Below are 12,843 nucleotides of genomic sequence, written 5' to 3'. Positions count from 1 at the left end.
ATGCCCACCCTCATCCCGCCGGTAAATGCTATGGATCATGTGCTAGGCAAACCTGATGCAGCTATTGAACTGGTAGAATACGGAGATTTTCAATGCACTTTCTGCGGCGAAGCTTTTTTTATTATAAAACAGTTGCGGGAGCAACTGGGCACCCGGCTCCGTTTTGTGTTCCGTAATTTCCCTTTGTCTGAAGCCCATGAATATGCGATGGATGCTGCGCTCGCAGCGGAGGCCGCCAGCCGGCAAAACCAATTCTGGGAAATGCATGATGCGATCTACGCCCGTCAGTCTGATTTGACTGAAGGGTTGCTATTGCAGCTGGCCACGAGTCTCGGATTGGATCTGAGGCAATTCAGGGAAGACATGGAATCCCCCAAACTACTGAGCAGGGTGGAAGCCGACTTTGAAAGCGGTGTTCGCAGCGGCGTGAATGGTACGCCCACTTTTTATGTAAACGGCAAACGTTATAACGGCGACTACCGCGAATTGCCGTCATTTCTGGACAAGTGAACGCACGCAGCGGAAGCCAAGATTGGCCAGGCCCGATTCAGGCGTGCTTTTCATACGTGCAGATACCCGGTATCCCCGGCAATATTCATCACTGCACATAAAGGAGCCTCCCCGGATGACGCGCTTGGCCTGGCCCGGATCGTCCGGATCAAATCCTGCTGCCGGTCCGGCCGGATTCTTCACCCCTTTTTCTCCCTGGATATAATAATTGGCGTCGTACCAGTCTTCACACCATTCCCACACATTGCCGGACATGTCATATAACTGGTAACCATTAGGGCTATACGATTTCACTGGCGCAAGCCCGTAGTAACCATCTGTTTTGGTATTATGGTAGGGGAAGTTACCGTTCCAGGTGTTGGCTTTAGGTTGGCCGCTGGTTAAGGCTTCGGTTCCCCAGGGATATATTTTGCCTGAGAGACCGCCACGTGCCGCGTATTCCCATTCGGCTTCCGTAGGAAGGCGTTTCCCGGCCCATTTGGCATAAGCCTGTGCATCCAGCCACGACACCTGCGTTACCGGCTCATTTTCCCGCTTATCGATATTACTGGCCGGTCCTTCGGGATGCTGCCAGGTGGCGCCTGGTACAAACGACCACCATTGGGAAATATCATTAAAAGGAACAGCATGATCAGGAGGCGTGAATACCAGGGCTCCCGGCGCCATCATTCCTGCCAATGCCGCGCTGTCGGGTTCTGGTGTTCCGGGCGGCAGGCTGGCCAGCAATTCTTCTTTGCTGATGGGCTTTTCGGCAGTAGTTACATATCCTGTTGCCGCCACAAACTGTGCAAATTCGGCGTTGGTTACTTCATGTTCATCCATCCAGAACCCGGCGATATCCACCGTGTGTTTGGGATATTCATCTGCCATACCGGTTGAATCGTCGGCTCCCATCGTAAAAGTTCCCGCCGGTATCAGTACCATTTTATTCAGTGAGTCCTTTCCGCCGGCAGCTGCATCCTGTTTTCCCGGATTGCCCGCACAGGCGCTCAGGAATGCAAGGCCAAGCGATAGGTTTATCTTAAACATATATTTGTCTATCAATTTAGTAGGCTTCCAAAAATAGGATATTAAAACAGCTTTTGCGAAATTTTCACGGCGGACTTTCACACCGTAATTACCCGTTAACAATTATATAATTAAATTTCCCCGAAAACTGTTGTAAACTGCATGCTGTTTCGGGAAGCACTTGGCCCCGGTTACAGGTATTGCATATGCAAACAACTGCCGTACCCTTTACCCGAAAGGATTTCGGGGACGATTTTCTCTGGGGGGTTACTATTTCCGCATTTCAGAATGAAGGTGCCTTCGATACCGATGGCAAAGGGCCTTCTATTTGGGATACTTTCACCGGCCGTAAGGGCAAGATCAAAGATAAAAGCCACGCACAAACCGCTACCGATTTTTATAACCGCTACACGCAGGATATCCTGCTGGCAAAGCTGCTGGGCTTTTCCGTTTTCCGTTTTTCATTGTCGTGGTCACGCATCATGCCTAAAGGCACCGGTGCGGTAAATCCTGCCGGGATCGACTTTTACCACCGGGTAATAGACGCGTGCCTGGAGTTGGGGCTGGAGCCTTATGTAACGCTGTATCACTGGGATTTGCCCCAGGCGCTGGAGTATAAAGGTGGCTGGAGCCACCGGGGTGTTGTTTTTGCTTTTGAAGAATTTGTACGGGTATGTGCCCGTGAATTCGGGAATAAAGTGAAGAACTGGATTGTGATGAATGAGCCTTTCGGGTTTACCGCCCTTGGTTATATGCTGGGTGTGCATGCACCTGGCAAATTTGGCCTTTCCTGGTTTTTGCCGGCGGTGCACCATGCGGTGATGGCGCAGGCGGAAGGCGGACGGGTACTCCGGGAAGAAGTTGCCGGCGCCAATATCGGCACGGCATTGTCGTGCTCACAGATTATTCCCAACAGCAACAGCGATGCCGACCTGATGGCCGCGCGCCGCGCAGATGCACTGTTTAACCGCTTGTTCCTGGAACCCTCGCTGGGGATGGGATACCCGGTAGCAGATTTTCCGTTGCTTAAACGTATTGAACGTCGCTACGCCCTGTGGCGCGACTGGGACCGGCTGGCCTTTAATTTTGATTTTATTGGTGTGCAGAATTATTTTCCGCTGGTAGTAAAGTACAACACTTTCATGCCGGTGGTAAGGATCTCTGAGGTGAAGGCCAGGTACAGGAATGTACCGCTAACAGGACTGGGATGGGAGATTAACGGCAATGGGTTATACGAAATTCTCCGGCAGTTTGCCGGTTACAAAGGAGTGAAAAAACTGATCGTTACTGAAGGCGGAGCCGCTTTCCCGGATATCCCCGGCGCCGATGGCCGTATTGCGGATACAGCCCGCATCAGCTACTTCCAGGAATATCTTGCTGCCGTACTGAAAGCAAAGAAAGAAGGGATTCCGGTAGACGGTTATTTCGCCTGGACCCTCACCGACAACTTCGAGTGGGCCGAAGGCTACCGTGCACGCTTTGGCCTGGTGTACGTAAATTTTGATACACAACAGCGAATGATTAAAGACTCCGGCTACTGGTTCCGCGAGCTGCTGTCGGCGGGATTATAGCGGAGATCGCCTTCGGCGATGCGAAATTTGTCTTGGCTCAGGATTACGCTGATTATACTGATTAGTTTGATTTTTACTTTTTTGATTTTATAAAGGATTAAGGGAGATAGAAGCGGATATTCGCTTTTATCTCCCTTAATTATTAATCTAAAAATCCAAAAGTAAAAATCAAACTAATCAGTATAATCAGCGTAATCCTGAGCCAAGACAAAATCCGCGCTATTGTGCCAGGCGTTTGAAGAACCAGATATCGCGCAAGCTGAAGTTGAATACGGCGTTGACATAAGTTTCCTTGACCAGTGCCGTGCCTTCTTTTCCGCGTTGCCCGGCTTCCAGGCCGATGTAGTATCTGAGCTGCCCGTTTTTATTGGGGAGTGATACGCCTAGTGTGCCCGAGATATCGGTGATTTGCGTGCTGCCTATTACCAGCGGGGTTTTATTATAAGCAAATCCGGCCTGTAACACGGCTCCTTCAAAGCTTTGGTTATAGTAATGCCGTTTAATCGTATATTCTACACCGGTAGAATACCGTTCTCCGTCCTGGTAGCGGTAGGTAGCGCCTTTTTCATTCAGTGAGTTCCACAGTGAATGGCGGTAGTCTGCCACCCAGGTAATGGTACCGTTGGTAAGGCTCAGACCAGCGCCGTATTCTGCGGGCAGGGTGAAGAAAGAAGGGTCCTGGTCTTTCTGATACAGCGACGTGCCGTCCTGGTTAACGATATTCAGTTTTTCCTGGAGTTTCATTGTTGTTTCGAAGCGATAAGTGGCGCCCAGTCCCAGTTGCCAGTCTTTACCTATTTTTCCTGCATATTGTGCGCCGGCTGTAAAGTTAGGTTTGAACCCATATTTATTGTGCTGTGTTTGTAAGGAGTCAGAACCAATGTATTGTGTAGTATTCAGCGGGCCAAATAAGAAAGCGGTGGATACGCCGGCGGAGAAGTTTTTGCTGATCTGGAACCCGTTGGAGATATAGGCCCTGTTGAACCCGCCGGTGCCGGTAGTAGTGGCGGTTACGGGGCTGCCGGTACCGGTTACAAATTGCTGGTTTTCCAGTTTGTAATCAATCGTGCTGAAAGGTGTGATACCTGCGCCGATGCCCCACCATTTGGCTGCTTTGAATCCAAGTGCGAGCCGTTTAAAGTTAATATCCCCGGCGCTTTGTGAAATATTATTGCCACTATAATTTATCTGTTGTGCTTTCAGCGACACATCAAACATAAAGTTTTGCGGAGGCAGTGCGCTATAGGAAGCGGGATTGAGTTCGTTGAGATAACCGGAGTGCCTGCGGCCGATGCCGGTGCTTCCCAGTCCGAAATTGCGGCTGTAATCCCTCGATTCCAGGTCGCCTATGCCGTAGGCAGAATAAATGGAATTAAGGCCACGTTGCGCTTTTACGGTAGCCGTGCACAACAGGAGTAAGATTAATCCGCTATATATTTTTATTCGCATGAGTGTCCTTTATTTATACAACAGGTAGTATAACTGTATTTTAAGCTGGTTTTGCGTATTCTTCTGATCACCGGTAACCAGCCTGTCCAGCGTTGTTCTGCTGTCGGTAGCACTTGGTGTAAGCAAAAGGCCGCGGGAGTCGACATCGCTGACAGTTTGTTCTTTTGTTACATAGTTGGTGATGTCGAAGGTGTAATTGGTATTTTTATCATACAGTTTATCTACTGTCAGTTGACCATAAGTAAGGGTATCTGTTACATCATTCAGTTTATTCACCTCGCACAGTGCCATTCTCGGTGGAAGGCGGCTATCTGTGTAGCTGCCGAGGACCGGTTTTAGCGTCATATATACTTTCATTATTTTAAAGAACTGCCCCATGTACACGAGGTTCTTGATATAAGGGATATCTATTCGTGTAGCCGATCCCGTGATAGGCCGGGTGAACACCCTGTTGCCGGTGCTGGCGGAGGAAAGTTCTTTAACGTTGCCTGTAAGCGGCGCCAGTGGCGTACCGGTCTGATCTGCTACTACCTGGTTGAATTGCAGGTTAGATGCCTGCATTTTAAAATCAACATATTTAACGGTGGTAATAATTTCGTTGACATGATAGTATAACCGCATTACGAGATAATTTTCTGTAGCACGAAAGCCGCTAACGGCTTTGCTATTGGGCCCACCCCGTACATTCAGACCTTTAAAAAATTCGAGGAAAGTATTATTGGCGGTGATATCCGGACTTTTGTTAACCAGCATCGTAAATAGCTGACTGCCCAGCTGATCGGACATATGTACGGTAACGATGGTGTCGGTACCGGGCCGTATAAGGCCGTTGAAGCTGCCTATTGGGGTACTTTCTGTTGAGAAGCTGCTGTTGTTGTACAGGTAATAGAAATTTTTTGCGGTTTGTATGGTAGATGTTACCCGGTATACCTGGAGTTCCTGTGGTATGGTGGAATCGCCGGCGATGTAACCGTTGGGGCGCATCATCAATACCATTGAATCGTATGCAGAGCCATTCGCCGGAATTTCCACGGCGGCAGGTTGTGCTATCTGGAAAAAGGATTGTATGGTGGCGGTGCCAAAAAGCGGATCGGTATTTTTACCGGCCAACAGCACTTCTACTCCCGAGGTGGGTACAGAATCCTGCTGCACGGTTTTCACATTTACGGTAAGTGTGTCGGTCAGGATGTAATCTGTATTCTGATTATTATCTACAACATTATTATAGGTAAAGCCTGTTTTTTGGCAGGAAGAAACAGCAGCCACCAGTAAAAGCGCCGGGAGATACCTGCGTAAACTCCCTGCCGTACGCCTGAAAAATAAGTGATACATGGTATTGTTCATGGTGCGCAATTTTAGACAGGATCGATACTTTCAGTTCCTTTAATATGCCAACGGCCAAAATTCATCGATGAATAACGAAATATATCCTTTATGCCGCCAATAGCGCAGCAACAGGCATTTCAGGCGAAAGAAACCAACTGGTAGATGAAATAACGGTATCCGTCCGCTAAAAACAGGGGAACAGCTATTTCCTGTTTGCCGGAATGCTCCTGCGGATAATTTTGGCGCTAGTAAAAAGAACATGCTAATGCGATATTTAAAAGGTTATAGTTTATTATTGATGGCTTCCCTGGCAGCCTGTTCGAAAGGTTCAGATACTACTACGCTGGTAGGAAACTGGGTTAAGCGCTCTCAGTATGAAGGCGTTGCCAGGAGCTCGGCAGCTTCCTTTGTAATTGATAATAAAGCTTATGTAGGTACCGGCTATGATGGAACTGAAAGGTTACAGGATTTCTGGGTATATAACGTGGATCAGAACCAGTGGACACAGGTAGCGCCGTTTACCGGTGTGGCCCGTAACGGAGCCGTTGGCATGGCTATGGCCGGTAAAGGGTATGTAGGTACCGGTTACGACGGATTAAATAAACTGAATGATTTTTACGAATACGATCCAGCTGCCAACAGCTGGACAGCGAAAGCTCCTTTTAAGGGTACTGCCCGTTATGGCGCGGTGGCTTTTGCACTGAACGATAAAGGCTTTATTACTACCGGTTATGATGGCAACTGGTTAAAGGATAACTGGCAATATGATCCGGGTACCAATGCATGGACGCAGGTGGAAAGCATGAACAGCGGCAAGAGAACAGATGCTTCGGCGTTTGTGATCGGCAACAAAGCCTATGTTTGTATGGGTACCGCCAATGCTGCTAATGTAACCGACTTCTATTCATTCGACGGAACTACGTGGACGACGCTGAACCAGATTTCCAATGTAAGTGACGATAGCTTTGATGATGACTATAACTTTGCAGGCAGTTCTGCCGCCGCATTCTCTATGCAGGGCAAAGGCTACATCGTTTCCGGTATTAAGGGTGGCTATTCCGCCGCAGTGTGGGAATACACTCCGGGTACCGACCGTTGGGTGCAGAAAACCGCTTTTGAAGGTGCTGCCCGGTCGGGTGCAGTAGGCTTTGGTATAAAAGACCGTGGCTTTGTAGGTTTGGGCGCCAGCTCCAGCCTGTCGCTGGATGATTTATGGGAATTTAATCCTAGTGCAGAGTACAATAAAAATGACTAAGCGTAATATCATTATCGTAACCGGTATAGCCGTGATCATACTGGCTTTTGTGGTGGGCAGATCTTACCGGCGACCACACGACGCTGGCAGCGATATGCTTCCGGTAGCGGTGGTGCCCTTTGAAATACACAACGGATGGGGATATAAGGTAAACGTAGACGGACATACCTACATCTACCAGGATATCATTCCAGGCGTTCCGGGCAACCGTGTTTTCAGTTCAAAGGAGCACGCCCTGCGCGTTGGGCAGGCCGTGGCAGCGAAGCTGACACAGAACAAAATACCATCGGTATCCCGGCAGGAATTAATAGCCATCGGTATCCCGGAAGCGCAATAACGCGCGCGGATTTTGTGTTGGCTCAGGATTACGCTGATTATACTGATTTAGAGATTTGATCACTTTGGATTTTAAAGGATTTGGGAAGATGGGCGCGAATATATCCGCTGCTATCTCCCAAATCCTTTATAAAATCAAAAAAAAATAAAATCAAAGTAATCAGTATAATCAGCGTAATTCTGAGCCAAGACAATTTCCGCGTTTTTAAGCTGTTTTTAATTTCTTTATTAAATTTAACAAACCCTTATATCGGATTAACAAATTTTAACACAAGCCTAACCCTATCTGGTGTAAGTTTATCGCATCAAATAATGTGATGCTAAATTTTAAACGGATTATCAAAAGTCGTCCCTTCCTCATTTCACTGCACATCCTTGGCTGGGCGTGCTTTCTGTTTTTTCCATTTTTCATTTATCGCATCCAGATTCTGCATACAGGTTTCTTTATTAAGGAACTTATTGACAACCTGTTTTTAATCGGTATATTCTATCTCAATATTTATGTGTTGATCCCCCGTTTTTTTAACGGGAAAAAGATTGCTATTTATCTCAGCACGATCGTTTTGCTGATCGTTTTTATTACGGCGCAACAGGCGGTCTTAAATTTTTATTTCTTCCGGAATTATGCGCACAGGGCGCATCCGATGATGGCTATTCGCCTGGATAAAAAATTTAACAATTCAGAAGTAACATCCGACGACTTTCCGCCGTTTCAACGTCGTCGTATGATGATCAGGGAAAGAATGGCGGGTGCAGAGGCGATCCCTGTTGAGCAGGCAACTGTGACGAGAGACACGCCTAACGATACCGCCGGTGTTGCCGTTACCAGTGTAGCCGCTACTCCCTTGCCGCCCGGAATGCCGCCAATGGAGCCGGATGCGCCAACTATCCTGGAGTACCTGTTTTTTCCGGAAGTGCTGCGGAGATCCGGATTTTTTGCCTTGCTCATGTTGTTTATGAGCGGATTTATAAAGATTGCCCTCGAATGGTTTAAAAGTGAAAAACAACGGGAAGAGCTGAAAGTGGAGAAATTAAATGCGGAATTAAAATTTTTAAAGTCGCAGATTAATCCTCACTTCCTTTTTAACTGTCTAAATACTATTTACTCGCTGGCGCATAAACAATCGGCGCAAACAGAACACGCCATTCTGAAGCTGTCAACCATTATGCGCTATATGATCTATGAGTCCAATGAAGCCAGGGTATTGCTGTCGCACGAACTGAAATACCTCCATGATTACATTGAAATACAACGTTTGCGGTTACCAAAGGACATAGAGATCACCTACCAGTTAAACGGAAATGCAGATGGCGTAGAGATAGAGCCTATGCTGCTGGTGCCCTTTGTGGAAAATGCGTTTAAACACGGGATCAGTTACACGGAAGATTCCTTTATAGACATAGATATTGCTACAACTGAAAATATGATCAGATTAACGGTTAAGAACAGTCACTTTAAAGAACGGGTAGCCGAAAGGGGGGGCGTTGGCCTGGACAACGTATTAAAACGATTGGCATTGCTCTATGAGCATGAACATGAGATTGATATCACGGAAACCGAGAACCAATTTATTGTTGATCTTAAAATTGCGTTGAAAAAATGATAAAGTGTATTGCAGTGGATGACGAGCCGCTGGCGCTGGAAATCATGGAAGACTACATCCGTAAGGTTCCTTTTCTGACCCTGGCAGGTAAATTCGAAAACGCGGCCACCGCGTTACGCTTCATCCAGGATGAACCGGTAGACCTGGTATTCCTTGATATCAAAATGCCTGATATTACGGGTATCCAGTTCCTGAAGTCCCTCAAATACCCGCCAATGGTGGTGTTTACCACTGCCTACGGAGAGTACGCCCTGGATGGCTTTAACCTGGATGTGGTAGATTACCTGCTGAAACCCGTTCCTTTTGAACGCTTCCTGAAGGCGGCCGCCAAGGCCAGCGAAACATGGTCTGCCACCCAGCAGAAAAATGTAAGCGCCGGCAATAATGCCATCCCGATGGACGCCGCATGGGTAAATGACTACATCTTCATAAAAACAGAATACAAGATCATCAAGATCAATCTGGAAGACATTCTTTTCATTGAAGCACTGAAAGACTATACGAAGATTTATACACAAAACCTGCCCGTACTCACGCTGCGCAGCCTGAAATCATTTGAAACCCGTTTGCCGGCCGATAAATTCATCCGGGTACACCGGTCGTACCTCGTTTCCCTGAATAAAATCAACTGCGTGGAGAAGAATACCGTGATGATCGCCAACCAGTCGATCCCCATTTCAGATGGGTACCGCGACCGGTTCTATGACGTGATTAACAGAAATTCATAATATATTTTCCCTTCGGGAGATGTGGGTTAAAAGGAAACAACGCGCTTCAACAGGTTGGGCGGGCTGTTTCCTTTTAAATTTCCGTTCATAAAAAACCAAAATCAAAAATCCCAAAATTTTCGGAACTTCGCTTCCTTTTAAGACCACCAACCACCATTAATTATTATTCTTTTATCAAAAACCACCAAACATTGGAAAGAATATACTTCGACAATGCAGCTACCACATCGCTGGATCCAGCGGTATTGGAAGCAATGCTGCCATTTATGACGGAAAAGTTCGGTAATCCTTCCTCTATCTATTCTTACGGACGGGAATCAAGACTGGGTATCGAAAACGCGCGTAAATCAGTCGCCAAAACACTCAATGCACATCCGGGAGAAATTTTCTTTACCTCCGGCGGGACCGAAAGCAGCAATACGGCCATCAATGCGGCAGTAAAGGATCTTGGCTGCAAGCATATCATTTCTTCGCCAATCGAGCACCATGCTACGCTGCACACCGTAGAATACCTGCATCACCACGATGGCATAGCCCTTTCCTTTGTGAATGTGCTGCCTAGCGGCCATATTGATATGGACCACCTGCGTGAACTGCTGCAGAATGCTCAGGAGCGTTGCCTGGTATCCCTCATGCACGCCAATAACGAAATCGGTAACCTGCTGGATATTCATGCCGTGGGCAACCTCTGCAAAGAGTTTGACGCCATTTTTCATTCAGACACCGTGCAAACCGTAGGTCACTACCCCTTTGACCTGCGTAATACGCCTGTACACTTCATCACCGGCGCCGGGCATAAGTTCCACGGCCCCAAGGGAGTTGGAATCCTGTACATCAATGAAAATGTTAAGATAACGCCTTTCATCCAGGGAGGCAGCCAGGAACGTAACATGCGCGCCGGCACCGAAAACCTGTATGGCATCATCGGTTTTGCCAAAGCCCTGGAACTGGCCACCATACACCATGAAGAACACAGCGCACATATCAATGGCCTGCGCATGTACATGGCAGAACAATTGCAAAAGCATATTCCTGAAGTAGCTTTCAACGGCGACCTGTATGGCCGTAGTTTGTATACTGTATTGAATGTGGCTTTTCCCAAATCTGAGAAAACAGAGATGATCCTGTTTAATATGGATATCAACGGCATCTGCGCTTCCGGCGGCAGTGCGTGTACATCCGGCGCCAATGCGGGATCTCACGTTATTCGCGCCATCAACAGCAATCCTAATCAAATTGCGGTGCGCTTCTCCTTCTGTAAAAATAACACCAAAGAAGAAGTGGACAAGGTAGTGGAGCGACTGAAAGAATTGATGTAAGCGGATTTTGTCTTTCTCGCTGATTACGCTGATTTTACTGATTAGCTGGATTTTTACTTTTGGATTTTTTTGATTTTCTTAAAATAATAATTAAGGGAGATAAGAGCGAATATCCGCTTCTATCTCCCTTAATCCTTTATAAAATCCAAAAGTAAAAATCCAGCTAATCAGTAAAATCAGCGTAATCAGCGAGAAAGACAAAATCCGCACCGCCGAAGGCGATTTAGTGCATAAACTCTTTAATGTCCTGCATGATCCTTTTGGCGATATTGTCTGCCGTAGTTTCATTCTGGCTTTCGGCGTATATACGGATGATGGGTTCTGTATTGGAAGTGCGCAAGTGTACCCAGTCTTTGTCGAACTCTATTTTCAATCCGTCTTCGGTATTTAAAGGCTGGTTTTTATACTTTACCTTGATTTTTTCGAAGATAGTTTTTACATCCACACCTTTATCCAGCTCTATTTTATTTTTGGAGATGAAATAGTCGGGATAGCTGTTGCGTAAAGCTTTGATGCTTTTTTTGCTGTGCGCCAGGTGGCTCAGGAAAAGCCCGATACCGATCAGGGCATCGCGGCCGTAGTGCAGGTCAGGCACAATGATGCCGCCATTACCTTCTCCGCCGATCACCGCGTTGGTGTCTTTCATTTTCTTTACCACATTCACTTCACCTACTGCAGAGGGAGTGTATTCACCACCATGCTTCAGGGTGACGTCTTTCAACGCCTGTGTGGAAGACATATTGGAAACGGTGTTACCTTTTCTTTTGCTTAACACGTAATCGGCTACAGCCACCAGCGTGTATTCTTCGCCGAACATGCTTCCATCTTCACAAACAAAGCATAAGCGGTCTACATCCGGATCAACGGCAATGCCGAGGTCGGCATTGGATTTATTTACCTCATTGGAAAGAGCGGTCAGGTTTTCTGCCAGCGGTTCCGGATTGTGGCTGAATTTGCCGTTTACTTCTGCAAACAGCACTTCTACTTCCTCCACACCCAATGCTTTCAGCAAAGGTGGAACAAAGATAGCGCCGGTAGAATTTACCGCATCCACCACAATTTTGAAGTTACGTGCTTTAATGGCAGGCACATCCACCAATGGGTAGTTCACGATCAGGTCGATATGTTTCTGCAGATAGGAATCGTCGACGGTGTAGGAGCCGAGCTTATTTACATCTGCAAAATTAAAGTCTTCCTGTTCGGCTATTTCCAGCAACTGTGCACCATCTTCACCGGAAATGAACTCGCCTTTGCTGTTCAGCAGCTTCAGGGCGTTCCATTCTCTGGGGTTATGGCTGGCAGTGAGAATAATACCGCCTGCGGCATTTTCCATCGTTACCGCCAGTTCCACGGTAGGGGTGGTGGATAAACCGAGGTCTATCACATCAATCCCCAGCCCGTTGAGGGTGGATACTACCAGGTTTTTTACCATTTCGCCGGAAATACGGCCATCACGGCCTATTACCACCTTACGGTTGTCTGTTTGCCGGCTCAGCCAGGTGCCGTAGGCAGCAGTAAATTTCACCACGTCTAATGGAGAAAGCCCCTCGCCGGGCTTACCGCCTATGGTTCCGCGTATGCCGGATATCGATTTGATCAGTGCCACAAGATTCAATTTTAAAGGAAGGCAAATATAAAAAAATCCATTCCAGAAATCCTAATTATGAAAAGATGACCACGAATACGCTGCTGTCATTCCTGTTTTTCAATTTTCCGCCATCACTTTTCACTATATTT

At 47.2% G+C, this 12,843-nt stretch carries 11 protein-coding genes; 7 read left to right on the top strand and 4 right to left on the bottom strand.

Annotation, left to right across the window (positions count from 1 at the left end; translation table 11 throughout):
- A complete protein-coding gene (locus QFZ51_RS29450; protein ID WP_429051023.1) occupies positions 1 to 510 on the top strand; it encodes a DsbA family protein in 510 nt (169 codons plus the stop codon).
- Here QFZ51_RS29450 and QFZ51_RS29445 read toward each other — a convergent pair.
- Positions 493 to 1,539 (bottom strand): formylglycine-generating enzyme family protein, encoded by a 1,047-nt coding sequence (locus QFZ51_RS29445; RefSeq protein ID WP_429051022.1) that lies wholly within the window; start codon positions 1,537 to 1,539, stop codon positions 493 to 495. The genes QFZ51_RS29450 and QFZ51_RS29445 overlap by 18 nt on opposite strands.
- 185 nt (positions 1,540 to 1,724) lie before the next feature.
- Here QFZ51_RS29445 and QFZ51_RS29440 point away from each other — a divergent pair, with 185 nt between their 5' ends.
- The gene (locus tag QFZ51_RS29440; protein ID WP_429051020.1) at positions 1,725 to 3,089 is read left to right on the top strand and encodes a GH1 family beta-glucosidase; all 1,365 of its coding nucleotides are present in this window, start codon (positions 1,725 to 1,727) and stop codon (positions 3,087 to 3,089) included.
- 219 nt (positions 3,090 to 3,308) lie between these two features.
- On the opposite strand, the gene QFZ51_RS29435 is transcribed toward QFZ51_RS29440, so the two are convergent.
- Together QFZ51_RS29435 and QFZ51_RS29430 are read right to left on the bottom strand one after the other, a co-directional pair.
- Positions 3,309 to 4,538, bottom strand: coding sequence for a hypothetical protein (locus tag QFZ51_RS29435; protein WP_429051019.1), 1,230 nt, complete (start codon positions 4,536 to 4,538; stop codon positions 3,309 to 3,311).
- Between the two features lie 9 nt (positions 4,539 to 4,547).
- Positions 4,548 to 5,882 carry a DUF4270 family protein gene (locus tag QFZ51_RS29430; RefSeq protein WP_429051017.1) on the bottom strand — a complete coding sequence of 445 codons (1,335 nt, stop codon included), beginning with the start codon at positions 5,880 to 5,882 and terminating at the stop codon, positions 4,548 to 4,550.
- A gap of 247 nt (positions 5,883 to 6,129) precedes the next feature.
- Here QFZ51_RS29430 and QFZ51_RS29425 point away from each other — a divergent pair, with 247 nt between their 5' ends.
- From QFZ51_RS29425 to QFZ51_RS29405, 5 genes are all read left to right on the top strand, one after another.
- Positions 6,130 to 7,119, top strand: coding sequence for a Kelch repeat-containing protein (locus QFZ51_RS29425; RefSeq protein WP_370912280.1), 990 nt, complete (start codon positions 6,130 to 6,132; stop codon positions 7,117 to 7,119).
- The gene (locus QFZ51_RS29420; protein ID WP_429051015.1) at positions 7,112 to 7,456 is read left to right on the top strand and encodes a DUF4907 domain-containing protein; all 345 of its coding nucleotides are present in this window, start codon (positions 7,112 to 7,114) and stop codon (positions 7,454 to 7,456) included. Before QFZ51_RS29425 ends, QFZ51_RS29420 begins: the two co-directional genes overlap by 8 nt.
- Before the next feature lie 505 nt (positions 7,457 to 7,961).
- Complete coding sequence (locus QFZ51_RS29415) at positions 7,962 to 9,059, top strand: sensor histidine kinase (RefSeq protein ID WP_429051014.1); 1,098 nt, start codon at positions 7,962 to 7,964, stop codon at positions 9,057 to 9,059.
- Positions 9,056 to 9,787 carry a LytR/AlgR family response regulator transcription factor gene (locus tag QFZ51_RS29410; protein ID WP_079470552.1) on the top strand — a complete coding sequence of 244 codons (732 nt, stop codon included), beginning with the start codon at positions 9,056 to 9,058 and terminating at the stop codon, positions 9,785 to 9,787. The genes QFZ51_RS29415 and QFZ51_RS29410 overlap by 4 nt, the downstream gene beginning before the upstream one ends.
- A 191-nt stretch (positions 9,788 to 9,978) precedes the next feature.
- Positions 9,979 to 11,106 (top strand): cysteine desulfurase family protein, encoded by a 1,128-nt coding sequence (locus tag QFZ51_RS29405; protein ID WP_370912283.1) that lies wholly within the window; start codon positions 9,979 to 9,981, stop codon positions 11,104 to 11,106.
- A 223-nt stretch (positions 11,107 to 11,329) separates the two neighbouring features.
- Here the strand turns inward: QFZ51_RS29405 and glmM are convergent, their stop codons facing one another.
- Positions 11,330 to 12,712, bottom strand: coding sequence for a phosphoglucosamine mutase (gene glmM, locus QFZ51_RS29400; RefSeq protein WP_429051011.1), 1,383 nt, complete (start codon positions 12,710 to 12,712; stop codon positions 11,330 to 11,332).
- Positions 12,713 to 12,843: the final 131 nt, after the last annotated feature.

The organism is Chitinophaga sp. W3I9 (genome assembly GCF_050434025.1).
GTDB lineage: Bacteria > Bacteroidota > Bacteroidia > Chitinophagales > Chitinophagaceae > Chitinophaga.
Note: the sequence above shows the minus strand (reverse complement) of the source record. Positions and strands in the feature narration are given on the sequence as shown.

Excerpts from the sequence above, each read along its gene's own strand:
- QFZ51_RS29420 (WP_429051015.1), top strand. The coding sequence starts at position 7,112 with ATGACTAAGCGTAATATCATTATCGTAACCGGTATAGCCGTGATCATA.
- QFZ51_RS29445 (WP_429051022.1), bottom strand. The coding sequence starts at position 1,539 with ATGTTTAAGATAAACCTATCGCTTGGCCTTGCATTCCTGAGCGCCTGT.
- QFZ51_RS29435 (WP_429051019.1), bottom strand. The coding sequence starts at position 4,538 with ATGCGAATAAAAATATATAGCGGATTAATCTTACTCCTGTTGTGCACG.
- QFZ51_RS29430 (WP_429051017.1), bottom strand. The coding sequence starts at position 5,882 with ATGAACAATACCATGTATCACTTATTTTTCAGGCGTACGGCAGGGAGT.
- QFZ51_RS29425 (WP_370912280.1), top strand. The coding sequence starts at position 6,130 with ATGCGATATTTAAAAGGTTATAGTTTATTATTGATGGCTTCCCTGGCA.
- QFZ51_RS29410 (WP_079470552.1), top strand. The coding sequence starts at position 9,056 with ATGATAAAGTGTATTGCAGTGGATGACGAGCCGCTGGCGCTGGAAATC.
- QFZ51_RS29440 (WP_429051020.1), top strand. The coding sequence starts at position 1,725 with ATGCAAACAACTGCCGTACCCTTTACCCGAAAGGATTTCGGGGACGAT.
- QFZ51_RS29450 (WP_429051023.1), top strand. The coding sequence starts at position 1 with ATGCCCACCCTCATCCCGCCGGTAAATGCTATGGATCATGTGCTAGGC.